The 23,924-nt window shown below is 61.2% G+C and carries 26 protein-coding genes; 8 read left to right on the forward strand and 18 right to left on the reverse strand.

Translation table 11 applies throughout. The features are described from left to right. Window positions 1–23 precede the first annotated feature (23 nt). The 3 genes from AC6I97_RS14875 to AC6I97_RS14885 are packed head-to-tail and all read left to right on the forward strand — an operon-like array spanning window position 24 to window position 1,244. Entirely contained in the window at window positions 24–572 is a 549-nt protein-coding gene (locus AC6I97_RS14875; protein ID WP_224089820.1) for a TetR family transcriptional regulator, read from the forward strand. Next, window positions 569–955 (forward strand): DMT family transporter, encoded by a 387-nt coding sequence (locus tag AC6I97_RS14880; RefSeq protein WP_224089819.1) that lies wholly within the window; start codon window positions 569–571, stop codon window positions 953–955. Before AC6I97_RS14875 ends, AC6I97_RS14880 begins: the two co-directional genes overlap by 4 nt. Further along, window positions 918–1,244: a DMT family transporter gene (locus tag AC6I97_RS14885; protein ID WP_224089818.1), complete on the forward strand. Its 327-nt coding sequence runs from the start codon at window positions 918–920 to the stop codon at window positions 1,242–1,244. The genes AC6I97_RS14880 and AC6I97_RS14885 overlap by 38 nt, the downstream gene beginning before the upstream one ends. Window positions 1,245–1,561: 317 nt before the next feature. Here AC6I97_RS14885 and AC6I97_RS14890 read toward each other — a convergent pair whose 3' ends face one another. Both AC6I97_RS14890 and AC6I97_RS14895 read right to left on the reverse strand, forming a co-directional pair. Then, complete coding sequence (locus AC6I97_RS14890) at window positions 1,562–1,813, reverse strand: hypothetical protein (RefSeq protein WP_497945287.1); 252 nt, start codon at window positions 1,811–1,813, stop codon at window positions 1,562–1,564. Then, window positions 1,789–2,004, reverse strand: a complete 216-nt coding sequence (locus AC6I97_RS14895) for a hypothetical protein (RefSeq protein ID WP_497945288.1) — start codon at window positions 2,002–2,004, stop codon at window positions 1,789–1,791. The genes AC6I97_RS14890 and AC6I97_RS14895 overlap by 25 nt, the downstream gene beginning before the upstream one ends. Before the next feature lie 517 nt (window positions 2,005–2,521). Between AC6I97_RS14895 and AC6I97_RS14900 the strand changes: the two genes are divergently transcribed. Genes AC6I97_RS14900 through AC6I97_RS14910 form a run of 3 tightly spaced genes read left to right on the forward strand, consistent with a single transcriptional unit; the run spans window position 2,522 to window position 6,943 of the window. After that, window positions 2,522–2,860, forward strand: a complete 339-nt coding sequence (locus AC6I97_RS14900) for a hypothetical protein (RefSeq protein WP_224089817.1) — start codon at window positions 2,522–2,524, stop codon at window positions 2,858–2,860. Further along, entirely contained in the window at window positions 2,857–6,417 is a 3,561-nt protein-coding gene (gene mobF, locus AC6I97_RS14905) for a MobF family relaxase (protein ID WP_497945289.1), read from the forward strand. Before AC6I97_RS14900 ends, mobF begins: the two co-directional genes overlap by 4 nt. A gap of 19 nt (window positions 6,418–6,436) precedes the next feature. Further along, window positions 6,437–6,943 (forward strand): hypothetical protein, encoded by a 507-nt coding sequence (locus AC6I97_RS14910; RefSeq protein WP_224089813.1) that lies wholly within the window; start codon window positions 6,437–6,439, stop codon window positions 6,941–6,943. Between the two features lie 69 nt (window positions 6,944–7,012). Here the strand turns inward: AC6I97_RS14910 and AC6I97_RS14915 are convergent, their stop codons facing one another. The 13 genes from AC6I97_RS14915 to AC6I97_RS14975 all read right to left on the reverse strand — a co-directional run bounded on the left by AC6I97_RS14915 (window position 7,013) and on the right by AC6I97_RS14975 (window position 20,199). Continuing rightward, window positions 7,013–7,294 carry a hypothetical protein gene (locus AC6I97_RS14915; RefSeq protein ID WP_223948729.1) on the reverse strand — a complete coding sequence of 94 codons (282 nt, stop codon included), beginning with the start codon at window positions 7,292–7,294 and terminating at the stop codon, window positions 7,013–7,015. Window positions 7,295–7,397: 103 nt separating this feature from the next. Then, a complete protein-coding gene (locus tag AC6I97_RS14920; RefSeq protein WP_224089811.1) occupies window positions 7,398–7,904 on the reverse strand; it encodes a single-stranded DNA-binding protein in 507 nt (168 codons plus the stop codon). 53 nt (window positions 7,905–7,957) lie between these two features. Further along, window positions 7,958–9,103, reverse strand: a complete 1,146-nt coding sequence (locus tag AC6I97_RS14925) for an ArdC-like ssDNA-binding domain-containing protein (RefSeq protein ID WP_497945290.1) — start codon at window positions 9,101–9,103, stop codon at window positions 7,958–7,960. An 85-nt stretch (window positions 9,104–9,188) separates the two neighbouring features. Beyond that, window positions 9,189–9,689, reverse strand: coding sequence for a hypothetical protein (locus tag AC6I97_RS14930; RefSeq protein WP_497945291.1), 501 nt, complete (start codon window positions 9,687–9,689; stop codon window positions 9,189–9,191). Further along, a complete protein-coding gene (locus AC6I97_RS14935) occupies window positions 9,686–11,479 on the reverse strand; it encodes a type IV secretory system conjugative DNA transfer family protein (protein WP_497945292.1) in 1,794 nt (597 codons plus the stop codon). The genes AC6I97_RS14930 and AC6I97_RS14935 overlap by 4 nt, the downstream gene beginning before the upstream one ends. Further along, entirely contained in the window at window positions 11,476–12,936 is a 1,461-nt protein-coding gene (locus AC6I97_RS14940) for a putative type IV secretion/conjugal transfer ATPase (protein ID WP_497945293.1), read from the reverse strand. Before AC6I97_RS14940 ends, AC6I97_RS14935 begins: the two co-directional genes overlap by 4 nt. Then, the gene (locus AC6I97_RS14945; protein WP_497945294.1) at window positions 12,933–14,411 is read right to left on the reverse strand and encodes an SCO6880 family protein; all 1,479 of its coding nucleotides are present in this window, start codon (window positions 14,409–14,411) and stop codon (window positions 12,933–12,935) included. The genes AC6I97_RS14940 and AC6I97_RS14945 overlap by 4 nt, the downstream gene beginning before the upstream one ends. Beyond that, window positions 14,404–15,810: a type IV secretion system protein gene (locus tag AC6I97_RS14950; protein ID WP_497945295.1), complete on the reverse strand. Its 1,407-nt coding sequence runs from the start codon at window positions 15,808–15,810 to the stop codon at window positions 14,404–14,406. Before AC6I97_RS14950 ends, AC6I97_RS14945 begins: the two co-directional genes overlap by 8 nt. A 6-nt stretch (window positions 15,811–15,816) precedes the next feature. Beyond that, entirely contained in the window at window positions 15,817–16,104 is a 288-nt protein-coding gene (locus AC6I97_RS14955; protein WP_497945296.1) for a hypothetical protein, read from the reverse strand. 896 nt (window positions 16,105–17,000) lie between these two features. After that, entirely contained in the window at window positions 17,001–17,228 is a 228-nt protein-coding gene (locus AC6I97_RS14960) for a hypothetical protein (protein ID WP_497945297.1), read from the reverse strand. A gap of 49 nt (window positions 17,229–17,277) precedes the next feature. After that, on the reverse strand, window positions 17,278–18,762 hold the full coding sequence (locus tag AC6I97_RS14965) for an ApeA N-terminal domain 1-containing protein (protein ID WP_497945298.1): 1,485 nt from the start codon (window positions 18,760–18,762) through the stop codon (window positions 17,278–17,280). A 162-nt stretch (window positions 18,763–18,924) separates the two neighbouring features. Continuing rightward, entirely contained in the window at window positions 18,925–19,980 is a 1,056-nt protein-coding gene (locus AC6I97_RS14970) for a hypothetical protein (protein WP_497945299.1), read from the reverse strand. Beyond that, window positions 19,981–20,199, reverse strand: coding sequence for an AlbA family DNA-binding domain-containing protein (locus AC6I97_RS14975; RefSeq protein ID WP_497945300.1), 219 nt, complete (start codon window positions 20,197–20,199; stop codon window positions 19,981–19,983). Window positions 20,200–20,302: 103 nt separating this feature from the next. Between AC6I97_RS14975 and AC6I97_RS14980 the strand changes: the two genes are divergently transcribed. Continuing rightward, window positions 20,303–20,746: a hypothetical protein gene (locus tag AC6I97_RS14980; protein WP_497945301.1), complete on the forward strand. Its 444-nt coding sequence runs from the start codon at window positions 20,303–20,305 to the stop codon at window positions 20,744–20,746. A gap of 269 nt (window positions 20,747–21,015) precedes the next feature. On the opposite strand, the gene AC6I97_RS14985 is transcribed toward AC6I97_RS14980, so the two are convergent. Together AC6I97_RS14985 and AC6I97_RS14990 are read right to left on the reverse strand one after the other, a co-directional pair. Next, complete coding sequence (locus AC6I97_RS14985; protein ID WP_497945302.1) at window positions 21,016–21,240, reverse strand: hypothetical protein; 225 nt, start codon at window positions 21,238–21,240, stop codon at window positions 21,016–21,018. A gap of 295 nt (window positions 21,241–21,535) precedes the next feature. Further along, the gene (locus AC6I97_RS14990; RefSeq protein WP_497945303.1) at window positions 21,536–21,832 is read right to left on the reverse strand and encodes a hypothetical protein; all 297 of its coding nucleotides are present in this window, start codon (window positions 21,830–21,832) and stop codon (window positions 21,536–21,538) included. 74 nt (window positions 21,833–21,906) lie between these two features. Between AC6I97_RS14990 and AC6I97_RS14995 the strand changes: the two genes are divergently transcribed. Beyond that, window positions 21,907–22,218, forward strand: a complete 312-nt coding sequence (locus AC6I97_RS14995) for a hypothetical protein (protein WP_497945304.1) — start codon at window positions 21,907–21,909, stop codon at window positions 22,216–22,218. A gap of 721 nt (window positions 22,219–22,939) precedes the next feature. Here the strand turns inward: AC6I97_RS14995 and AC6I97_RS15000 are convergent. Beyond that, window positions 22,940–23,920, reverse strand: a complete 981-nt coding sequence (locus AC6I97_RS15000) for a beta-ribofuranosylaminobenzene 5'-phosphate synthase family protein (protein WP_497945305.1) — start codon at window positions 23,918–23,920, stop codon at window positions 22,940–22,942. Window positions 23,921–23,924: the final 4 nt, after the last annotated feature.

Consider the following 23,924-nt stretch of genomic DNA (forward strand, 5'->3'; position numbering starts at 1 on the left):
TTCCGGATGGTAAAGTATCTTTCATGCGAGAGAGTCAAAGAACCGCAATTCTGGAAGCGGGATTGCGCGTGGCAGGTGGCGCGACTGGCGCCGCCATCACCCTTGAAGGAGTGGCCATCGAAGCCGGGGTAACTAAGCCCGGTTTGATGTACCACTTCCCGAACCGGGAGGCTCTTATGGTTGCCTTGATTGAGCATGCCGCTCTCCAGGTTAAGCGGCGCATGACGGATCTACTCGGCACAAGCGCGGAGGCAGCCTCTGCCAATGCCCGCTACCGCGCCTACGTTCTGGTTACCGCCGAAGGGCACAACATGCGGGCAGAATGGGCGCTCTGGTTTCAGTCTGCGTATCGTCCCGAACTGCAGTCCGCTTGGACCAAGCACCTCGGCCCCTGGCTATCGCTGCCGAACGAAATATCAGATGCGACCAAGGCTAAACTCCTGACAGCTCGATTGGCTTCAGATGGACTATGGGCCGCTAGAGCCAGCGGGGTCCTGGCACCAGACGAACGTGCTCAGACCCTAATTGTTTCCAACTTGCTGAATCTGACCGTCGAGGACGCCCAACCATGAAACCGTGGATTTGTCTAGGCGGAGCGATCACAACGGAGGTGAGCGCAACCCTTGCCCTGAAGGCGGCCATCGAAAATCCCAATTGGTACGCCATCGTCGTTGTCGGATATCTTATTGCTTTTGCCCTCCTAACTGTGTGCCTGCGACTCGGCATGTCCATAAGCGTTGCTTACGGGGTGTGGGGCGCCGGCGGAGTGACCGCCACGGCGGTGCTCTCCGCAATTATTTTTGACGAAGCACTCACCTGGCTGATGGGCCTCGGCGTTGCACTGCTCTTAATTGGAGTCGTGACTGTAGAAATCGGGTCGCAGCATTCTGCCAGGTCTCAAAAGAAGGAGGAAGAACATGCCTTGGGTTCTTTTGAGTCTGGCCATCATCACTGAAGTTGCAGCGACCATGTCGCTTCGTGCCTCCGAGGGGCTGAAGAAGAAAGTCTGGATTCTTCCGATTATCGCTGGGTATGCTAGCGCCTTCGCGTTTCTCAGCCTTGCCCTGAAGGAGGGCCTTGCGTTGGGCATCGCATACGGGATTTGGGTTGCCTGCGGGGTTGTACTTACGGCAATTATTGCCCGTATCCTCTTTAGCGAACCTCTGACGAAGACGATGTTATTAGGAATGCTGTTCATCGCCGCAGGTGTACTTCTGGTTGAAATTGGTGCCACCCACGGGTAGTCATGACCTTTTCAGTGGGTCAGTTCCACGTTCTCCTGGCTGCGGCAAGTACCGACCAAACCTCAACGAAACAAACGGGAGGCTCACGAAGTTTTTCGGCTCCGCCTCATATAAGCCTCGTATCAAACTACTCGCGTGAGGTCGGACGATGAAGTCACCCGGATACTATCTCGGGGGTTGACCGCCTACACCAAAGTGCGCGGTTGCACAGTGAACGAACAACAGTGGCAGGAATGCGTTCACGACATTGCAGCACCCATCGTTGTCGCCGGGATAGTCATCTCAGCCTGGCTTCGGGCTCGATCACGATGTGGGCTTTAAACCTTTTCTGCTGACGGGCTTGGAGTGACACCCCTGACACCCCGTCTTGCCTCGCGACACCTGTCACCGACACCGTTGAATCCACACGGCCGACGCTTGCCCGACAGGACCCCGGTCTCCGCGATGACCCCAGCGATGGCCTCCATGACCCGGTGCGGGTTCTGCAAGACGGATAGGCGACGGCGCCAGCATGTCAACCTGGACGGATGGAACGCGGTATCGGTCAGTCCGTAACCGCACGTAGCCATCCACCGCAGATCGTCGGCCAGCGCCTCGGCGGTTTCCCGGTCCCCAGACCCTGCAAAGCCTGCAGCACAAGCACCGAGCCGATCACGGAACCGGAACCGAGGGCCGGTCCCGGCTCGACGGGAACTAGTCCTTCATCATCGATTCCGGGAACAACCGCCCCCGATGCCTTGGCCAAGGCAAGCGAAGACAATGCCCGGAGCCAATAACTCCCAAGCCAGCGCCTCCACATCGAAATCCCCGCGCTGCGCGGCCTCGCGTCCCTGCACAAGACCAGTCTTAACCACCGGCCCCACCAATCCAGACGACGCGCCTTAGGCCATCGGATAACACACCAGCCTCATAGTGCGTGAGTTCATTCGGTTCAGAGTGTCGTGGCTTCTCGGAAGGGCCCTTGCCGCCTCAGCATTATGTATGCGCCCGGAGACAACAAATGTGGTCCGGCTGACGACACTTTGTGATCTGAGCTAATCTGGCGCAACTAGTGCGTTCCCCAAAGCATGTCCTGCACCGCTCAGAGCTGACCTGCGTCGCCGCCGCGCGCACTGGTTCCCGCGCCGACCCACTCACTCGATGCTGAACTTGTACCTCAGCCGCACGGGCAGCCGGGCCCTCTTACTTCCCCTCACACCTCTGGCATCTAAGGCCCAGTGTTCCGAATTTGAGTCGAAACGTCATGCACACGGTCGATGACTTCACCATGAACGCTCGTGAAGAAAAATTCGGCAGCATCCGAGAGCACGAGCAGGGACGCCTGCCAAGACGACACCGACCGTCTCACCACCGAACTACGATCCCAATCGACTGAACTCGAACGCCTCCACGCCATCTACGACGAACTCGACACACGCAACGGTCTCCTACACAACGAAGTCCTCCGACTCAAACGCGCCCAGCGCACGAACGTCCAGGACCTCGCACACGTAGCAGCGGCTCTGGTCCACGTGTCGAAGCTCAAGGGCGTCGCCCTCGACCCAACAACGGTCGGCATCCTCCGCCGTCGAGGCTGGCTGCCCAGCAAGAGCAGAACCGGGGCGCTTCGTGCATGACCATGTCCATCGCCCGGCTGTCCGTGAGGTCGGGGCTGAAGTACCTCTTCAAGTCGACAATGCTCGACGACGCCCGTCCCACTCCCGCGGACACGATCAGCTACTACATGGCCACCGGCACACCGCAGGGCCGCTGGATCGGTCGCGGACTCGACGGCATCAACCGGGCACAAGGACAGATGGTCACGGAATCCGACGCAAGGTCAATCTTCCAGGACGCCCAGCACCCCGACACAGCAGCGACCCTCGGCCGCACCTACGGCGAAGCCACCATAGCCCAAAAGAACGGCGGACAATCCACCAACCGCGCTGTCGCCGGCTTCGACCTAACCTTCAGCGTCCCCAAGTCCGTCTCGGCACTCTGGGCCCTCAGCCCACGCCAACTACAAGAACAGATCCTCCAAACCCACCACGAGGCAGTCGAAGCAACGATCCGTTGGCTCGAAGACCTCGTCATCAACACACGCGCAGGACGAAACGGCATCGCCCACCTCGGCACGCGAGGCGTCATCACCGCCGCCTTCGACCATTGGGAATCACGCGCTGGCGACCCGCAACTCCACACTCACGTCGTCATCGCCAACCGCGTCCAGCGCATCACAGACAGCGCTTGGACCACACTCGACTCGCGAAGCCTCTACAAGGCAGTCGTCGCCGCCAGCGAACACTACAACGGCCTGCTCTTCGACGCCCTGAAACAGAACCTTGGAACCGACACGGACATCCGCGCTCCTGCCCAGAACACCCACAACCCGAGCCAACAGCTGACCGGCATCGACGACGCCCTCATCCGCGAATTCTCCAACCGATCGAGACTCATCGACGTCGAGACCGACCGTCTGGTCAAAGCTTGGATCACCGAACACGGCACCCGACCATCGGCAACCACCACAGTCAAGCTGCGGCAACAAGCGACCCTCTCCACAAGAAACCCCAAAGAAGCCACCCCCACTCCCCTATGGGAGCTTTCTGCCACCTGGCGCGATCGTTCACGGACCAAAGGCTTCGACCCTGAGCGAGTCGTCGCCTCGACAATCCGCCGATCGCACAACCGACCCTTCGGCGTAGGCGATTTTGCACCTGACTGGATTGCCGCCGTCGGGCATGTCACCAGGCAACGCGTCGCCGCTAAGCGCTCCACCTGGAATCGCTGGAACCTGATCGCCGAGGCCGAGCGAGTTTGCGCCGAGATCCGTTGCGCCTCGCCGGCGGACCGTAACGCCGTGATCGACGGCGTGGCAACCGAAGCAGAGCACCAGTCCGTGCCGCTCAACGAGTACCGATACAGTCTCCCAGCCGAGGCTGCCGAGGATCTCCATTTCGCGAACCGAAGCGTCTTCGACTTTCACGGATCGCGCCTCTACACGGATGAGGCCACGCTTGCCTTCGAGGACCAGATTCTTGCGGCGAGGAACGACGACGGCGGCCCGACTGTCAGCGCGAATGTCGCTATGGCGTCACTCGCCTTGTACAGAAAGGACGGCACGTCAGAGCTCCACGAAGACCAAAGGGCCGCGGCCGCCGAAATCCTGCTGGGCTCCCATCGACTGGAGGCAATCGTCGGCCCTGCCGGCACGGGCAAAACCACAGCTCTTGGCGCAATCAAGGCGGCTTGGGAAGCGCAGTTCGGTTCAGGCAGCGTTGTCGGATTGGCTCCGGCAGCTGCGAGCGCCGAGGTTCTTGGATCGGAGTTGGCCATGGTTGCTGAGAATGTCTCCAAATGGCTTTACGAGTCCATGGGTAGCGGAGCAGCGCAAAGGAGTTCGTCCTTCTTTGATGCAGAGTCTCAGCTAACCTCATACGGGACTACGAACGCTGCGAAGTCTCTTCTCGAGAAACGGATCGCCCGATTGGCGGCGGAGCAAGCTCAATGGACCTTTAGGGCGAACCAGCTTGTGGTGGTCGACGAGGCGTCAATGGTCTCCACGCAGCAGCTCGCGGCCATCGTGGCACAAGCCAAACAGGCTCAGGCGAAGGTGTTGCTGGTCGGTGATCCGGCTCAGCTTGATTCCATCGACGCCGGCGGGGTCCTTGGCTGGCTCGACCGACAAGGGAAAGCCGCCCGTTTGACTTCGGTCTGGCGCTTCCAGCACGCATGGGAGGCGTCTGCCTCTGTGGGTCTTCGTGAAGGTCACATTTCCGCGCTCAAGGAATACGAGCATCATGGGCGGATCAATCACGGCATGTATCTGGACATGATGGACCGCGCCTATGCTGCTTGGCACTCCGACGTCCTTTCCGGGCACGCTTCGGTCCTGATCGCCCCCGACAACGAGACGGTCAGCATGCTCAACCAGCGGGCCCAAGCCGACAGGGTGATCCTGGGCGCCGCCGACGTAGAACAGACACTCGTGCTCAGGGGTGGGCAGCATGCGGGTCGCGGCGACATCGTCATTGCCCGTCGGAATGATCGATCCCTTGTGGACGACCAGGGCGCATTCATCCGGAACGGGACACTCCTGGAAGTACTCGGTGTCAACCTACGTCACCGATCCCTGCATGCTCAGCGGACGGATACCGGTGCGACGGTGGAACTCGGTGCCTCATACCTGGAGTCATCCGTTGAGCTCGGATACGCCACAACGGCCCACCGATCTCAGGGCATCACGGTGGACTCCGCCCACGTCGTAGTCACACCTGGCCGGCTCACCCGTGAACTCCTGTACGTCAGCATGACCCGAGGACGATTCTCCAACTCGGCCTATGTCAGTGAGAACGACCCCGACGAAGACGAGATCCTTGACCCAAGCACTCGATCCAACTGGCGGGCGATACTTGGTGAAGTCCTGGCCGCGGAGGGCGCTGAGCGGACGGCCCACGAGGTTCGCGACCGTGAACGCTCCCATGCGGACAGCCTTGAACGGCTGAACCGCGAGTACGACTACCTTGCCCAAATAGCCGCGAGCGCCGATCTGGCAAAGGCTATCGAAGCCCTTTCACCCAGCCTGGCTGACACACTGCGAGCCTCACCCGCATGGGGAGCGGCAGTAGCTGCATGGCGGCAGGCGACAAACATCAATCGCCCAGGGGCGCATCGTGTGCTCTCCGAATCCTTGGCGGCAGACGCCACGGCCGAGGACCTTACCGCAGTGGTCCACTCACGTCTTCGCCGCTACGGCTCCGCTATGCCCCACGCACCCATCGATCCCCTGTCAGAACAGCTCGTCGTCGAACGCGACGACTTGAGAGAGACTCTGAATCAAGTACGACGGCGGATTGGGAACCGCACGGACCACGTCGCCAGGGCTGCACTACTTGAGGAACCGGAATGGAAGACAGCCCTTGTGAATGAACTCGGGGCTCAAACAGATGCCTTCGAGAACGCAGCCTTGATTCGAGAAGTGGCCGTCTACAGAGAACGCTGGGGTATTCACGACTCTCCTCTACCTCTCGGTGCATCTCCCGCCGACTGGGAGTGGGAACAACGATCGCAATGGGAACACCTCCAAGGGGTAGTTCAAAAGGCATCCAAGCCACTACTTGCGCCGACAGCGCTCGTGAACTTCAACGGAATGCAAACGCAGCAAAGCCTTACCAGCGCCGGTTGGCAGCTTTAAACTGGACATGGAGCAACAGATGCAAGTGAACCCAGTACTCAAACCGAAAGTTGCGACACCCACTCTGATCGTCATGAGCGCGGCGACGGTGGCACTTGCTATCACGCTGGCTGCAATGACATTTTCGTTTCCCACTGGCAGCTGGGTCCTAATAGTAGTCGCAGCCTCAGGTCTCATCCTGTCCTTCGTCTGGTACAGGCGGGTCCATGACAGCCGCGTGTGGAAGACTGCAAGCCAGGCGCAATGGCAGGTACTGGAATCCTTGAAGAACACCGCGGTGACCACCGCCGAAGTGACCGTACTCAGTGTCGACTCCCCTCAGCCGACCGGAGCCTGGATCACCATCCGCTGGAACCGCTTCGACTACATCCAGCCCGCTTGGATCGAAGCACTCCCCGAGCCGATCTGGCCTGGCTCCGTTCTGCTAATCCGGCCGGACCCTGAACAGGTGCGCCCCGGCACCCCGTGGCCAGCAACCTACTCGATTGCAGCCGACCACGTCCTCTCGTGGGCGCCACAGCTCTGATCGGTAGGAGCTACCCGTAACCGTTGAGGACGCGTATCCGTTAGCTCCAGCACAAAGTCAGTACGTGCTTCAGAGCGGCCGCCCCCGCCACGATTCCTGGTCCACCCTTTTGATCTGCCCTGCCGGGAACCACTCCACGTGGTAGACCCGCCGGTCATCCACCCACTCCACCAACCCAAACGACCTCGTGTACTTGATGGCCCGACCATAGATTTCGCCCACGCGGACCAACGGCTGCTTACCGAGGTCGAGCTCAATGATCTTGCCGTCGTCCGGTTTGGGGTGATTGTCGTCGGCCTCGATCTGGGCCATCATGCGTGCGAAAGCGATGGAGTCTTGCTTCGGTCTCATAGATCAAGATTAGAACATATATTCGAATGCGTGGACTCGACCCCAGACAGCGAGCTGCCCACGTCACCGACATGCGACGTGGGCGGCGAGTTGCAGGACCGAATCAGGCCGACATCTCACTCCCCGGCGTCCCGCCGAAAGGGGACGACACCACCGGACTCTTGGTCGTCACGTTGTATTCGGGCCAGCCCGTCGCGGTCGTAGCCTCCGGGCCGGTCGCCTCCACCGTGGCTTCTGGCTCAGTCACTGGACGTACAGAACGCTGGTAGGTAGCAGTCCCAAACCGAAGATCAGGACCAATCGTGTCAGCAATGATGCGTCGAGCCTCCCTGCGCTCGCCGTCTTTGTCGTACGACCGGAACTCCAGTTCACCCGAGACTGTCACAGGATCCCCCTTCTTGAGAGACGTGGCCGCGTTTTCTGCCAGCATCCGAAAAGCCGAGACATTGTGAAAGACGGGCTCCCCGTCCCTCCACGTACCATCCGGGTTTTGAATCCGTTGATTCACAGCGACCCGAATCTTCGCATGCGGCGTCCCGGACTCCCCGATTGTAAGCTCCGGGTCCGCGACAAGGTTCCCCGCGATGGTGATGGGAATCTTCGTGTTCATGGTCGGTTACCTTTCTTCGCCGACGGGCCTCTCCCATCGGACATCTGAACGGATCAGGGACCTGCCAACTCAGGGCCAGGCATCGAGGCACCCGGAACGGGAACGCCAGCGTAAGTGGAGGCGGCCGTGACAGCGGGCGAAGCACTGACGGAAGAGAATTTCCCACCAAATCCAGGAGGATCCGAAACAGCGAGAATGCCTTTGGTAGCCGCCGTTACCCGCCCCAGCACGGACTTGGCGAAGTCCACGCGCGACGTCGGAGCACGCCACTCCCGCAGTTCCTTCTCGGTTCTGATGACCGCGTCAGCCCATCCAGCCAAATAGGTAGCGGATTGTGGCCCGCGATCGATGCCGTGAGCCCGGAGAACAGTGTAAGCGACCGATTCGGCTTCTACTTCAGCCATGCCGCGATGGTTCGCGCTGCTTCCATAGAGCCGGCCAACACTGTCGTCCGGACCGTGCAATAGGACGTGACCAAGTTCGTGAGCAAGGACGGCCACCCGCTCCTCGCTGCTCATCCAAAGGCCAACTTGGATTCGTCGAGCATCGAAGTCTGTGTAGCCACTCGTGTAGCCGTATTGGACACCTGAGACCTCCACCCGGAAGCTGCGTTCCTTCGCGACATCACACAGGGACCGCCACAGATCGTCCAGGTTTTCCCCGGAGTGAATGCCCCCGCGTGGCACCAGGATCGGTGTTCCCTCCGTTTGGGTGACGTCGAAGACCGCCTGTCCGCGCCAACCCGTGACCACGTTCTTCATGCCAAGGCTGACCGCATCGACCGGAGCAGCCTGAGCCACGGGCAACAGCTTCCGCTGACCATCGGCCATTTTCAGCTCCTGCATGGAAGCAGTCCGCGGTGCGATCACCCAGAGCGCATGCTCGCCCCGCAGCACGGTCCGGCCATGACGTGCCCACTCTTTGTAGCCAGCAACGAGAGTCGGCTCCTCGGCACCACGCTGCGCCATCTGCGCCATCAGCAGGGCGACGTTGCCCCCTGAGTAACGCCACAAAGTGGCTGAGGCGTCAAGCAACACCTGCCACCGCGCTGGCGACTCAATAGCTTGCTCAAGGGCGGCGTGAAGTCCTTCGGTGAGACTCGCGATGCGCTCTTCAGGTGACATTCGAACGCTCGGCGGAAGGCCGACGTCGTCCGTCACGCCAGGCAGATGAGCGTTCGATTCAGGTTCAGCGGCCACGACAGCCATCCTTCGTACTTCTGAGTCAGCCCCGAGAAGGGATCACCTATCCATGTCCGGCCCGGGCCAGGACGCCATGACCTGATCAGGCCCCGAACTGATGAGCACTCAATTTCCAGTCATCGAACGCCGGTTCCGCTGGTACAACCCTGATAACCGGCTCCTTGTGGCTCTGCAACCCGACGCACCCTGCGGTTCTGGTGTGGGTTCGGAGACGCTCGACGGCGTGTGGGAGCCTTTCGTGGAAGGCCAACGGACCGAAGCCCGAGTCATCGGGAGTGAAAGAAGCCATCTCCGCTCGCTGCAGCGCGTAGAGCTCGGCGACCACCTCCGAATGGCGCCACCAGCAATCCGGCACAACCGATGTCGTGAGCTGGTAGGTAGCGACTAGCCATCGAACCCATTCAAAGAGGCTCTGCCACACAACCTCAGCCTGTTCCGGTGACATGTCCCGCCACCGGCGAGTAACGCCAACCGTGCGGGGCGAGGGCTGAAACGACGAGCGAAACAGCTCGGCCGTCAGTTCGTCGTCAAGGTCAGAGACCCGGCCAACTTCAAAGTCAGAATCGCCGGCCTGCGTGCTCATGACTCAGCCTCACTGTTCGATTCCTGACGATTAAGATGACCGGCAGCCAACTCCCGCTCCGTCTCCAACTTCGAGCGGCCAAGTTCGGCGCCGTCCTTGCGCTTATGCCAGTCGAGTAGGTCCAGAAGAATGGGTCGCGTCCGCCGGCCAAGCATGAGGGCAGTCCCGACTGGCAGTCGCCGAATTTCATCCAACCGGATAACCGGAGTGTCCCGAATCTGTTCGCCGTCCTGGCGCCCTTGAGCGGACCAGGACCGGGTATTCATGATAAGGCTGCGCTCCCCCAACAGACCCGCCAGCGAGCGCAGGTCACGCTCGTCAGACCCTCCGCCGAAGATGACCTTGATGATCGCGGAATCCCAAATAGTCGCCGCTTCCTCAATCGACCAACCGCTACGTGCCTGAGACAAGGACTGAAGGACCACTAGAGTCGAGATGCCAATCCCTCCGCCATCAGAAAGCACAACCGGAAGCCCCGGCCACGGAGAAAGGTTGGCGATCTCATCAAGGATCAGTGACAACGGCGGATCCAGTCGACCGCCCGCCGAGACGAACGCCATCTCACGGGCAGCATTGTCGATGTCGTCGATCAGCGCAGATAAATACGGACCCGCTGCGGCAGCTCCGGAGCGGGTGCCGATCAGATACAGCGTCCCCCGCTGTCTGATAAAGGCCTTCGGATCGAACTCCTGGGTTTCGTCCTGCGGATTAAGCGCCGCCAACACTCGTGGCGAGGACAACGGAGCGACCGCTGCAGAGACTCCGATCCACGAGTTCGACGTATTGCGCGGATCGTCCTCCAGTATCCCCATCAAGTCTGCCTGCCAACCGAGCGCGGCTCCCGTGCGGCCGAGGACGTCCAAGGCCTCGCGTGCCAGGACCGGGCTGGAGGACCAACGGCGGAAAGCAGCAATACCCTCGCCCGACAGAGCCGCGGCGTGGAGAAGACACTGCAACACGATCAGCGAGCGCTTCTGCCACGCCGCGTTCTCGCCCTTCATCTCGGTATCTGCAGTAATCACCAGGGCTCGACGGGTGGCGATATCAGGATCCCCACACCCACGGACAGGCGACCACCGAAGCGTCGAGGGCAGTCCCGACATACCTTGCGGATCGAAGACAGTAACAGGCCGCCCATCACTCATCCGAGCCCTCATGGTCACCACCAGGTTGTCGGCACGCGTTGATGTCGTGACCACCGCCCCTGGCGCATCAAGGATCGCGTTGATGACCACATACAGGCCCTTGCCCGAGCGAGGCGCCCCTTGAATAACCATCGACTCCTCCGTCGAGACATGAATGGTGACTCCCCGCGAGCGCCCGAGCGTCCAAGAGACGTCTTGGATACTCGGTCGGCTAAGCCCGGGACGCGTGTACAGACCACGACGTCGAACCGCCCGGGAGCCGAAGTCTCGAACAATCTCCGCCCTTCCAGCCACGCCGTCCCTGCTGAGGATGTCCTGCCTCAACCAGGCACCGGATTGCTTCCACATCCTCCAGCCGAGCGCTCCCCCGACAGCGAGCACAGCGACCACGGCCAGCACGCCACCCACAATCAACCAGACTGCGCTCAGGTCAGGCGCACACTCCCGCGAGATCCAGTCAGCGCGGCCCACTACCAGCCCGACGCCGGCCACGGGATTGAAGAACGACGGCGACCTGCCGCCACATTGCCGAGGCGTCACCACAGAGGCAGCGGCCTGGACGAGAAAGCAAAAGACGACATAGCCAGCAATCGCCCATAGACCTACCGACATCATCGGGTTGGTGCTTCCTGTTCGTGTCCTCACAGGTGCATCCGATCATCGGTGCCGAAGACATCAAGCTCATCTGTGGTCACCCGATTGGCCACAATGAACGAGCGGTTTCCAACCTTCCACAATCCGACACCCTTGGGCAGGTTCTCGACATGGTCGCACTCGGCTTCTGTGAGGCCGAGAGCCTCCTTGGTCAACCGCATGGCGTCGTGCTTCTGCCGGTAGATAATGCGTGTGTCCGCCTCAGTCAGTAGCCCAAACGCTTTCTGTCGATGGCCGCTCGTGCTGTCGCCGATCTCGTTCAGGTCCGCGACCTTGTGCATGATCAGCAGGTTGGCGATTCCATAGGTGCGGGCGAGCCTCCACTGCTCGCTCATCTTCGCCAACATGTAGGGGTCGGCGAGCATCCGCCAGCCCTCGTCGTACACCACAAGCCGCTTACCGCCGTCGGGGTTTGTCACCGCAGCCTCAAGCCAAGTGGCACTGCAGGCAGCAGCCAAAGACAGCGCCTGCTCAGACGCCCCGATCAAAGCCGACGTGTCCATCACCATCATCGGCGCGTCGGCATCGAACGCCACTGTCGACGGGGCATCGAACATACCTTCCAAGTCACCCGAGACCGTCCTTCGCAGGGAGTGACTGACTGCGACGCCGCCATCCCTCCCAACCAGCGCCAGCGTCTCTGGCGATGGCCGCAGCAGGTGGTCCAGCACCATGGGGAGCGTTGGCGTCGAGTTCTCGGCGGTCGTTTCCATCAGCGCCATGTCCAACGCAGTGTGTTCAACCGGGAGCAGTGGAGTGCCCTGCCGCATGAGAGAAACGAGAGCCACGAGCAGTTGCCGGCGCCGCTGCCGCACGACTGCCTTCCACTGCGTGTCCGCTAGCAAGCTGGGCCTGGGTCCAGCATCGAGTGGGTTCACACGAGCCGATCGACCCGGGCCGACAGAAATGACCTTGCCGCCCACAGCATTGGCTACGGAAACCCACTCACCCTTGGGATCGGAGGCGACGGCAGCCTTTCTGCCCAAGGTTATGGACCTCGCAACCAGCGACTTGCCGCACATCGACTTTCCAGTCCCCACGGTGCCGATGACGACGATCGACGGACCGCTGATGATCCCTTTGTCGTAGAGGATCCACGGGTCATACGAGAAGGCGCCGGAGCCAAAGACATCCGTTCCGATGTACGTCCCTTCGTGGCCCAGACCGGACTCCGTGATGAACGGGTAAGCAGCCGCGAACGTCATGGTCGATGCGCGGTGGGGCGCCGGCCGCAGGCGATGGGGACCCCACAGGGAACTGGCTTCCCGACTCCCCCAGTCACCGCGGAGGCGCTCGCGGTCCGGCTGTTCCGCCGTCTTATCCTCACCGCTCTGGAACTGCCGTCTCTTCGGTGGAGTCGCCTCCGCTACCGCCGCCCGCTTGATGGCCTTCCGCTCGGAGCGAGTGCCCGACGGCGTGTAGGTCACCTCTTGGTTCTTGAGGCTCATCGCAATCCCCGCCCCAAAGGGAGTCCACCTGCAATGAACGCAGCCCATTGCTGACCAGCGAGCAATCGCAGTTCAACGAAGGCGCCTGCGGCCGCTGATTCGAGTTCATGTCGATGCCGGGCAAGGTCTTCCAAAGATTCGGCGGTTATGGTGACGAACGCCGTGGGTCTGACATCGCCGTGTCCTGCGACGATCTCCTCTTCCCGCTGAGAAACCTCTTCTTCCTCAGCACGTTGCTCCCGCGTCGTCGGACGATCGAAGCGCGCATTGATCCGCCGTCGTGTTTCGTGAGCCTCCTGGGCGGAGCGAATGTCGCGCAGAGCTTCGATCGTCGGCACAGTGCGAATGACCTGGGTAACGGTGTGCCTGAAGTCGCCGACGTAGACGAGCGGATGCAGGAAGCCCGGATACACCTTCTGGCGCGGCCATTCAGCCACCCAGAACGTTTGATGAAACCCAGAGTCGCTCCTAAGGTAGGTCCAGTGCTCCTCGACAGCCATGGGGCCGGAACTCTGACGCGGCGGCTGCGCCTCGCTCGTGGGCTGACGCTCCGACTTCGAGGATCCGCGCGCGAGAGCCTCGGGATCGAATGCACCTCGCAGGACTCCAAGCAGCTTGGACTCCGACAACCATTCGTCAACCCTGACACCGTGAGTTGCCAACGACGTTGTGATCGCGCCAACCTCAAGACGCAGTAAGCGTTCGAGCCCGTTCTTCCCTCCGCCGGATTCCTTGATCCGTCGTCGAGACTTCGATGTGTCCACCACGAGCGACAGCAGCACATCGTGACTCATCGCCGCCCCGGCCGCAGAGATCAGATCCTGGTACGCAATTTGCCCCCATGAGCTGCGCTCGCCGTCATCAACGGTGACCGTTCGATCGTAGAAGTCCTGAAGCGCTGACGACGGGTACGGCACCGTGTAGTCCTGAACGGCAATCCGGGCGATGTCCGATCGTTGAGCCAGTCCCGCTTGCACTCGAGACCACGCCTGAGCGGCCCACGCTTTGTCATCGTCGTCCAGCAATGCGAAAGAGCGAGTGCTGCAGCGAAGAACGACGATCGCTTCTTTGCCGGGGGCATCGAGGATCACACATTCCCCACGGGAAAGTGGCTGAACCTTGAGGTTTCCTAAACCGCCGGGAAGGGCAAGCTTTCCAGCCCTTACCGGGCGCTCTGGCCGAGCCAAGTAGCGAGTCTGCCCTAGAAGACTGCGAACGAAGAACAGGACGATGAGGCTGCCCCAGATCGGATACGGAATCCTCGAGTACTGCAGCACTCCAACGAGCACCAGTGAAATCCACATCGGGGCTGTCAGCGCCAGGGCGCCGGGCCCGCCCGCAGCTGAGGCGATAATCGCTGCGAGAACGCCTGTGGCCACCAGCACGAGCTGGTACCACTTCAAACCCATGAAGATTCCACGACGTTCGTATCTGGGAAATTTGACGGGTTCCAGTGCCCGCGATTCATCACTCATTGGACTTGTCCGGAGGTAGTGGTCTGTAGGTGTCTTTGTGCTTGATCGGCGGCAGTTCGGTTGATGGCAAGGCACTGTTTGGGGCTCTGACTTCAGGTGCCCTCGTTGTTGGGTGGGTTCCCGGGGACGTTGCTCTGCCCGGACCGGCTCCATCACGGTTCGTGTTCGTGTTCGTGCTGACGTCAAGGTCAGTGACCACCTGCCCCCTGACGACTGAGCTGCTGGAGTTGGAACTGCCCGACGAAGACCCGTCCATGCGAGTGACGTCGCCGCCTGAGCGGTTTACCGGCGTCGTACTTGATGGGCTCCGTGGCAGCGGAACGGAGGGCGGCAGAGCTCGGGTGGGGATGTCCCGGCGGCTCGACGGAATAGGCCGTGCAATCGAGGATCGGGCCATCATGGACGCGATCGTTAGACGACCGCCAAGTTGCCGACTAAGTTGTCGCGAGGCAACGCTGTTACTCCTCGACAGGACGTGGCCGCCGCCCGCGGTTTGAGCCGCTGCGGCCAGTTCCCCACCCGCGAAGCTGACAAGGCGAAGAGCCATCAATGGTGCTCCACAAGCCAGGACCATGCCGACCGTTCCGGCGGCGAGACCCGCGAAAGACTTTGAATCGGCGAACAGTTTGATGGCAGTGGCCAGGACAGTCGCCGCAAGAGGTTTAGCAAGGAGAAGGGCGACGACGATTTCGCACCAGCGCCCGGCCCACACCTTGGATTTCTCCCAGGGAAGCATCATGAGAGCAACGGGCGCCACTGCGGCAAGGACCGCCAGCGCGAACGTCCGGAAAATCATCGAGCACATGAGGATGAACGCCAGGATCCACACCACGACGACGGCCATGACCGTGACGATCGCACCTCCAACTGCGCCACCCTGGTTGCCGGGCGCGAGGGAGACGACATTCCATTCTCGGTCTGAGCCCTGAGGAGCTCGTTCAAAGCCGAACAGGCGCATGAAAACGACGTAAGGGTCTGTACCGATCGACTCCAGGAGCGCGGCGGAGGCTTGGTCGCTGGCCCGGGTGAGCTGCCGAACGATGTAGACGGCGGCCGCCACGAGCGGGACGGCTGCCGCTCCCCCGATCAGTGCACGCAGGAGTCGCCGAGGTTGTTGGCTGAGCAGCCCAGACAGAAGTTGGATGATCATCACCACGACCAGCGGTGTCATCATGACGATGACCCACCAGTTGGTCAGTCCTCCGATGGCGGTCCACTGGGAGTCGTCGACGTCGGAGACAGTGAAGGCGCCCGTGATGAAGCCCCACATCCACGAAGCGATGTTCTGGAGGACGTTGGCGAAGATGGATGTGATGGAGCCTTGGATGCCGTCGTTCGCTTGTGAAACGAGTCCGCATCCTGGCGGCCACCAACCGTTGAAGTCGCAGTCGACTGGCATGGCGGCTCAGAAGCCGAGCGGGAATGCCGTTTGCGACCAAAGGATGTAGCCATTGATTCCGCCGAGAATGGCCGCAACCGGGCCAGTCCACAGCAGGATCACGCCACCACCGGCAGCAAGCCGCGAGGATTGGCTCAGCTTGCCGGCCAGGAGCATCGCAGCTCCGATGATCGCCACAATGGCGATGACGATGAAGGCCCCAACGAGGATGCCCCCGCCGATCTGCTTCAACGACTCAAGAAAGGGGAAATTCGCGTTTGGTGTGATCCCAGGATCCACCGCTGCCAGAAACATCTGGTGCTCCATCCAGTCGTCTTCCAATGGAATGAGCTGATTGAGCTCACGGCTTCATGGATGAGGAGAGAGGGAACGACATGACTTGAAAGAGCCAGCAGCCACAACCATTCGATGTGTCGACTCCGCCACTCGTGTCACAGATGTCGGAAAGTGGCTCGCCCACCTCCAAGCAGAGGTCGTCCGGAGGACGATGGCGTCCTTCCCAGATACATTCCAACCAGGCTTCATTAGCGGACGAGGGAGAACGAGGTGAGTCGGCGTAGGCCGGTCGCACCGTGCTCGCCCAACCAACAAGGGCCCGTCCGACGAACGAGTAATCGGGTGCACGGATAATACTCGCGTTGGGCGCGCGCTCGGCTTCGGTCATGATTACCCGCCTCCGACGGGGCGCCGTCGACAGGTGCGTTGCCCATTGTCTCCTGACACTTGACGCCCGAGAGTCCAAACGGGAAAGCCCGAATCGGTCACCACGGCGAAGCGTCAGCGGACGGGGTGAAGTTCGCTGCCGCGCCGATCGTGCATAGTCTTGCCTGCTCCCGGGGGTCCCTGTCAGGTGCATGTGTTGGACTCATAAGCGAAGAGGAAAGATCCCTGCAAAATCAGCACAAACAGGGGTATGCCAGTGCGATCATCACATACACACTGAGTTTGGGAGCTCAGTTCCCGCGATGAAAAAGAGAGGAGATACGGACGCGCTGGCATCTTCTTCCCACACAAAGGGAGCCCGGTGGGTACGGCAGACATACCGCACCCACCTGCGGCGGCCGCGCAACCACGACCTGGACAGGCGACACGCCAAAGAGGCTGCCGCGCAGTGGATGGCACGGGTCCATCACCAGCGTCCGCCCGCAGTTGCTGCAATCGCAGCTGTTTCCACATGCTCAACGACTCCCCTACCGGCCGCCGGCCGTTGATCCTGCACTGGAGCCATGCTCAGCTACGAAGACATCATCCTGCTCGGAGAGGAACGTGTCCTCGTCATCCAGGAACACCAGGACGGCCGCTGCTGGTGCGGCCAGGCTTGGGATTGACTGACGTTGATGGCTGCATGTTCGTGCTTCTGCGGCCGGACTACCTGCAATGACCGGATCAGGGAGCACCCCCGAGGCAACGTGCGACACCGCGCGAGGCTGTCGCATCCAGGCTCTGGCTGGACAGCGGACGGAAGCGTTAGGAACCGGCTCCGGGCGCAAAGAACCATTCGCGCGCGCTCCTGGCTGTCGAGCGAAGCTGCGGATGATCCCGTACGATCTCGCGCTGCCGTTCGGCAGGCACACCGAGCTCATGCAGCAGGTTGAGGGTCACGACGGCGGTGGTCACGTCCACGACAGCAATCAGTTCTTCAAAGGAGTGCTTGGGAGTTTTGCCTTCATGCGCCAGGTCGTTCCGTGCCAGAGTAGTCCGTCGCGCCCACCTGTCCACGTCCGGCATAAGCATGGAGATCGCCTCCTGGTCGGGTCGCGCAGCGAGGGCGTACAGCCGGTCCCGAAGCGTTGGATCGTTGCGGATGGCTCCCTTGAATCTCTCTCGGTGTTCCTCAGGAACGTGCTCAAGCATCGCTTCGCGCATCGGTTTGAACTCGTCCGCCGGGAACGGTGGCTCATCGATTCGGAGACCACGGTGCAGCACTTCGGCCGCGCCGACTGCTGTCAGGAGATTGTTCTCGACGTAGCGGGCCGGTGCGTAGCGGAGGCCCAAGGTCATGTTGGTCGCGGACTGTAGTCGCCCGTGCGCTTCAATCCAGCGGGGCAGGACTTCCTCGAACGGGATCGATGCGCATGTGAAGAAGACGCGGTGTTGGTCAACAACCTTGGCATCGTGCTTGCCGAGGGCTGCCGGCGAGTAGAGCACGTCGGCGTTCCGGGGCAATGCAGGGCGGATACCACGGGGTTCAGCGTTGGTTTCTGCCACCTCCAGCCGAAGCCAAATTACTCCGGCGGCGCGGTGCATCGCGAGCGCGACCAGATCCTGCATCAGGCTGGCCGCTTTCAATGCGCCCCTCAACGAAAATGCTTCCGCGGGGGCGATTCGTGCGAATACGGTGTCGCGCATGCGCCCGACAGTACTGCCCTTACGCAGGTCGAAGTGCGGCACCGTATACCGGTGCGAGAGACGGTACTCGGTTCCATCGACCACGACCGCCTGGTCTGTTATCCGGTTCACGGAGATGCTCCCGCTTCCGTCCGGTTTGCCGCCGGGAGTGCCGAGAAGAGCCTTGAACACCGACGATGCCGACCAGAGGCCGAGGTCTTCGACAGACACCTCGGCCGCAGCGAACTCCTCGTCATTGTTACCACTGACGTGCGCCCCGATAATCGCGATCGTTGCTACGACGGTCTGCTTGTCGGGGCTCTTGACTCTTGCAGCAATGGTCCGCGTCCCGCCATTCGGGATGCAGTCGAGGAGGGTGATCTCGCGCTGTTCGGCCGCACCATGGATCACCTCCCACGTCTGTTGCCCTTCGTGGACCGCGACAAGTCCTGGAGCGAGCGTCGTCATGAGACGGTCTTCAAAAGTACCGATCAGGGACAGCGTTAGACCGTCCCCGGGCTCGTATCGAAGGAATCCGGGGACCCGGTGGTCGGGGTCGTCTGGCAGCCACCAGAGACCAGCCCACTCGGCGGACGCATTGAGGTTCAGAGGGTCATTGGCCATGGCGCTTCCTGTCGCAGCTCGGAACAGAACAAGTCCGAAACGGCCCTGGACCCGTCTGCAGGCGGAACTGGTCTTGATACTACTATCGGGCCCGCTCATGATTGCGAAAGGCGCGAGTCGCACAGAGCGATACCGGTGATTGAAAAACCAGCCCTGAGCAGCCTAGCTCCGCAAGACCTCATCCTGCATTCCACGGATCAGATCGGTTGTAACACCGCTCCAGCCGAATCGGAGAAGCAGATCGCGCGACACTTCCGCCGCAGCGTTCTTGATGTCATCTTCAAGGAAGTCTGGTGCGAGTACGGTACGCCGCTCCCAGCGGTGTCCACCCATTCGGTGGCTGCCATGGAAGCCGCTCCGTCGTGGATCCGCAACTACCAGCGCCCATCCTTGCGCTCCCTCTACCGCGAATTCCACTACGAGCGGCTCTGTCGATGTCGTGGCCTTCTGCAACCGAGCAGCGAACGCCATCGCCTCAAGAATGAACATAACCGGGAACCACACAGGGAGGTACGGTCCTTCAGATTCAGTGCCCGCGTGCCCGTCCCAATCGGGACCGTATCCATTGGGAAGTGGGTGGATGTCCACGAATTGCCCCGACTGATAAATCCCCCATGCCTCGGGATGCTTGCTCGTTTGCGCCTCGCCGACCCAGCGATCACCGAACGCAACGCTCTGGACGAACGGGAACGGCCAGCCGCGAAAACGCACTGCGTTGCTCCCCACGAGGCCAGGTAGTTCTTCGTACGACCATCGATCGGCCTGATAGACCTCCGGATGGGTCGCAACCGATATCTGAGGCAGACCGGCAACTCCCGACGCGACGGACTCCTGCAGGAAGGCCGCACGCTCGGCCATGAACTGATCGACGTCATTCTGGCCGATGGCCTCCACCGCCAGTCCTGCGTGTCGCGTGCGGAGAAACGTCTGGAGCTGCTTCTCGGTGGGGATTGCGAGCACTTCGCGCAACTCGTTCTGCGTATTGCTGGCCGAGCTCTCCGGCTTCGCCATGGACCGCGTGTAGAGCTGTTCCCGCACGATCTTGCCGCTGAACTCCTTGGCGCTCAGAATCGGGATTTCGGCGAACTCAGCGACCTCGATCACGACGAGTGACGCCCCGCTCGGGAGGTGCCGTTCCGCGAGCCGAAGTTGAAGCGGCGGATCCGCGTATGCGTTCACCTTCGCGACCACGGTGTCGTAGCTCAACCATTCAGCCATCTAAGTCGCGTCGAGTCCGCCCCGTGCTCCCCCAGGATCCTTGTCCACTACACCGACCACAAGGTGACCCCCGTCACGCTGGTTGGCAAGTGCTATGCAGGCTCTGGCCACCACCGCGACAAAGTCGGACGAGGAAGTAGAGCCCGGGCCCTTGAACTCGATGCTCCGCGACTCCACGCCGACTTCGATGAGCGCGGCAAGTTCGTCATCATTCAGCATGGGCTCATAATCCCATACGGCCCCTCCGACAGTTTTATCGATTGGAAGCGAGTTCTAGACCGGGGTCTACGGCTCCCAAGCCTCCGTAGATTACAGTCGCCTCATGGATGCTGGGTTCTGGTTTGCGGTGGCCGCTGTCGTCATGTCGGTAGTTGCGTTGATCCGCGGGGAGATTCTCCAGCGCCGTGGAGGGCCTGAGGCTGCCCGGCGACGTGCCGTGGAGAACGCGGCGGAAGCCCTGGATGCCGTCGTGGCCCTCGTCGAGCATGCTGACGCCAAGATGCCGCCGAGCTCCGAGATTAGCGCTATCATGCAGAACTTCGAGCGTGAATGCGTACGTTGGGAACCCATGCTCCCCACCGGGGCAAGGCACGTCCGAGTCAGTGTGCGGCAATCGATGGCCCATTTTTTCGGTCCTCCGGCATGCGGAGCCATCGACCCGAAAGCTGGAGAAAAGCCTGCGCATCCTTTCGACAGCTACTGGTGGGACATCGGCACCACGGATCTTGACCATGCTAGGAATTGCCTCTGGGTGCATGGCTGGTAAACGACCGCCGCAACCGACAGATGCGACTTCTTCCCTACTATCTCTGGCGGCGCGACGAAGATGACGCTGCAAGAGTTGGCTATTCTCAGAAGCCGGAGGTCAGATCCTCTGAAGACTGAGTCGATCATTGGTTCTGGACGCGGCTATGCACCCGGACCTACTGATTGGATATTCCTTTGCCACTGCAGCCTAAGCCACTCAGCGTTTTGCAGTCCAAAGTCCTGTAATGGGTCAATGACGGCTGTCCAGACAGCATCTTCGAAGGCTACTCACATCGGATAGCCGCCCGAGCCTTGGCGGACGATCGATACATCACCATCACAGGCAAGGGGCGGACCTGGACCGCCAAGATCACCCAGCCGGGTGTGGGGCTGCTCAAGAGTATCGCTGACTCCGATGCCAGCGACAACAACCGGCAATCTGAAGCCGACCTGTTCGTACAGAAACTCATCGACGCCGGCGGCGTCCTTGAGGTCGATGGCGGATATTCGCACATCGCAGCCAACGATGCCCTGATCCGTGACGTCATGAAGTCAGCCCTGCGCCCGAAAGGTTACAAGCTCGAGATAACGAGCGTCGGGTCATGGCAGCACCCCAAGTACGAGGCACATTGGGGCGTCATTTCCCTGATGACGTCGACGAGCGTCCGGTCCCGATTCCCGACTCAGTGGGCAAATACCATCCGGTCGCCAAAGTGTTCCGGGACGGCACACGGGGGGTGTCGAAAGAGCACGTCGCCCGTGCAGCCAAACTGCTGCACGCGCTGGCCACGGCAAGTACAGCCCGTGGCTACGAGGTCACACTGCCGTCGAGCCACAGACGCACCGACACTCGGAGACCCACGACTCTCGATGGCGACATTGCCATCACGATCGGCACAACTACCGTTGCGTTGGAAATGCGGGAGCTCCCGCCGAATGGTGGCGCCGCAAGGCCATACACCTCCAAGTACAATTCCCGCAACCAGTCCTGGACGCTGGTGAACAACACCGAACCAACGGCCGCCAGGAGCGGTTCCGCGACGGCAAGGGGCAGCAACTCGACAGCGCCCTGCCGGCCATACTCCGCGAGATCGAAATTCAACATCTGGGAAAACGAGTGGAAGCACGAGCAAGCACGCCTCAAGGAGGAGGAAACCCCAGCGACGGTGGGAAGCAGCCATGAAGCGCGCCCGCATACGAATCCAGGACCACCACAAGGCCCGGCAGCTGAAGATACAGGCAGACGCATGGGCAGAAGCCGCCATGCTGCGCCAGTACGTGGACGCCCTCGAGGCGAGACTGCCCTCAGAACGGGACGCAGAGCTGGTCAATCGCGGGCTGGCCTGGCTGACATGGGCCCGGGACTACATCGATGACAAGGATCCCCTGCTCCGCCCCATCGAGGTTCCCGTCCTGGCAGACTATCGCGATGAAGACCTCGTGCCGTTTCTCGACGGCTGGAACCCGCACGGACCGCATGGGATGAGGTAGAAGGATCGTACCTTTGAGTAGGACCTGACTTCGGCGCTTCCGGCGCTTCCCCAGCCCTTCACCCGACCGATATTGTGCCCCAGCGCCCTGCGGATTCATGCGAGGCAGTGATCAGGTACATGCTCAGGACCTCTCCGATCCCTAACATATTCACGCTTCCACCAGTCAGGATCTGAGTCGGAGGTCAAAGGTCGCGGCCGCGGGATTCAACCGAATGGGCCGGAAGCGGCTTAGCATTTTCCTGTGCCATATGACCTACATGCGGAGACGCTGTCTGACCGCGACCTTACCTTGATGAAGCAAATAGTCATCGGCCTTGTGCCCGAAGCAGAGAAGCCGAAGGGCCTCTCAGCGGGCCAGGCCACGAGCAAGGACTGCCGGGCACAGCAGTTTCAGGATGACGGACTCTGCCAGACACATCCAACAGCTGGCACGCGTCTGCAGCAAGCTCAATACGCTTCGACCATATGCGGGGCTCGTGACGGTGCTCAAGACCGGGCATCACATCTTGCCGCTGGCCACCTTGACCAGGGTGCCGTGGAGGCCTTTGCCAAAGCCAACTATCTGTTTGGGTCTGCGTCTGCCGCGGACATTCAAGTGCCAAGTCCGACAACCGGCGTCGCGACCCTCGTCTCAGACAATAGCGAGGTTCGGAGAACATGGTACGGGCCACGGCCTTCTGGAGTCCGAGGAGGATCTGCGAGTCGGCGGCAGTGTGATCTCACTGGATACTCGCCCCGGTCCTCGCGATTTGGGTAGTGTGCACGGTCCCGTCAATATCGAGGATCTTGAACACATCTCGGTACGCGAGAGCGACCCTGCCAGCATCCAACTCACTAGTTATCGTGTACATCGTCGATCCCATCGATGAGAGGCCAGCGGTTACCCCCGATTCCCGCAAGGCCTTCCTGGCCCGCCTGACACTATCGGGTTGCGCCGCCCAGATACTTCGTTTAAACGTGGACAACTGTATGGCCTCGATGCCGGCGTCTATTTGCGCCAAGTCACCCTCCATCAGAGCAGGAACCAGGCGCATGAAGACATTGGCAATGAGCGCGTCCGTATCAGCGCGCGGAATCGGAAAGGTTCTTCCAAAGTAACTAATCTCGTTGGCACCCGATGCACCTTCAGTTCCCGTTGCTGTGGCAACAACGACACGCAGATGCTCTGGTGGGTGGATCCGAGCGATAAGCGGCGGAGGCGCAACATGGGGTGAAGAGGACGAAGGAGCGAAGGTCGTCTTCCCGCCTTCTCCAAACCGGTGACCGCCATCCAAGACGATTCCGCCGCCAAGAAATGCGTGCACCCCAGCACCTGAGGTCCCACCCCGCTTTGAGGCGTTCACCACGTTCTCTTTCGAATAGTCGACCGAGTTTGCATCCAGGGTAGCAACGGCGACGGCGAGAACTGTCTGAGTCTTGTGCCCCAGTCCTACGTGCGGGCGTATCCAGTGCGGAAGTCGAATTTGCACTCCGATCGGAACTCCCGCAATCTGTTGAGCAAGTGCCACGCCTGCGTTTACTGCCTCAGCGACCGCGTCATCGACGTCGAGCTCGACCGTGTCCGATGCTGCTGCCGCGACCTCCACGAACGGGTCCCCAAGTGATATCCCCAAGGTTCCATCTACTCGGCCTCGCTCGCCGTTCATGTCGAGTAGGCAACAGGCGAGGCGCGCGTATGCGCGCACCGTGCACGAGCTCACTCCC

Source organism: Arthrobacter sp. TmtSoilC48, assembly GCF_059739425.1.

Bases quoted from the DNA above. Each gene is read 5' to 3' on its own strand.
- AC6I97_RS14930 (WP_497945291.1), bottom strand. From the start codon at position 9,689: ATGAGCACGCAGGCCGGCGATTCTGACTTTGAAGTTGGCCGGGTCTCT.
- AC6I97_RS14955 (WP_497945296.1), bottom strand. From the start codon at position 16,104: ATGTTTCTGGCAGCGGTGGATCCTGGGATCACACCAAACGCGAATTTC.
- AC6I97_RS14950 (WP_497945295.1), bottom strand. From the start codon at position 15,810: ATGCCAGTCGACTGCGACTTCAACGGTTGGTGGCCGCCAGGATGCGGA.
- AC6I97_RS14995 (WP_497945304.1), top strand. From the start codon at position 21,907: ATGAAGCGCGCCCGCATACGAATCCAGGACCACCACAAGGCCCGGCAG.
- AC6I97_RS14915 (WP_223948729.1), bottom strand. From the start codon at position 7,294: ATGAGACCGAAGCAAGACTCCATCGCTTTCGCACGCATGATGGCCCAG.
- AC6I97_RS14980 (WP_497945301.1), top strand. From the start codon at position 20,303: ATGGATGCTGGGTTCTGGTTTGCGGTGGCCGCTGTCGTCATGTCGGTA.
- AC6I97_RS14970 (WP_497945299.1), bottom strand. From the start codon at position 19,980: ATGGCTGAATGGTTGAGCTACGACACCGTGGTCGCGAAGGTGAACGCA.
- AC6I97_RS14890 (WP_497945287.1), bottom strand. From the start codon at position 1,813: ATGGCTACGTGCGGTTACGGACTGACCGATACCGCGTTCCATCCGTCC.
- AC6I97_RS14945 (WP_497945294.1), bottom strand. From the start codon at position 14,411: ATGAGTGATGAATCGCGGGCACTGGAACCCGTCAAATTTCCCAGATAC.
- AC6I97_RS14990 (WP_497945303.1), bottom strand. From the start codon at position 21,832: ATGTTGAATTTCGATCTCGCGGAGTATGGCCGGCAGGGCGCTGTCGAG.
- AC6I97_RS14975 (WP_497945300.1), bottom strand. From the start codon at position 20,199: ATGCTGAATGATGACGAACTTGCCGCGCTCATCGAAGTCGGCGTGGAG.
- mobF (WP_497945289.1), top strand. From the start codon at position 2,857: ATGACCATGTCCATCGCCCGGCTGTCCGTGAGGTCGGGGCTGAAGTAC.
- AC6I97_RS14880 (WP_224089819.1), top strand. From the start codon at position 569: ATGAAACCGTGGATTTGTCTAGGCGGAGCGATCACAACGGAGGTGAGC.
- AC6I97_RS14940 (WP_497945293.1), bottom strand. From the start codon at position 12,936: ATGAGCCTCAAGAACCAAGAGGTGACCTACACGCCGTCGGGCACTCGC.
- AC6I97_RS14920 (WP_224089811.1), bottom strand. From the start codon at position 7,904: ATGAACACGAAGATTCCCATCACCATCGCGGGGAACCTTGTCGCGGAC.
- AC6I97_RS14965 (WP_497945298.1), bottom strand. From the start codon at position 18,762: ATGGCCAATGACCCTCTGAACCTCAATGCGTCCGCCGAGTGGGCTGGT.
- AC6I97_RS14885 (WP_224089818.1), top strand. From the start codon at position 918: ATGCCTTGGGTTCTTTTGAGTCTGGCCATCATCACTGAAGTTGCAGCG.
- AC6I97_RS14875 (WP_224089820.1), top strand. From the start codon at position 24: ATGCGAGAGAGTCAAAGAACCGCAATTCTGGAAGCGGGATTGCGCGTG.
- AC6I97_RS14910 (WP_224089813.1), top strand. From the start codon at position 6,437: ATGCAAGTGAACCCAGTACTCAAACCGAAAGTTGCGACACCCACTCTG.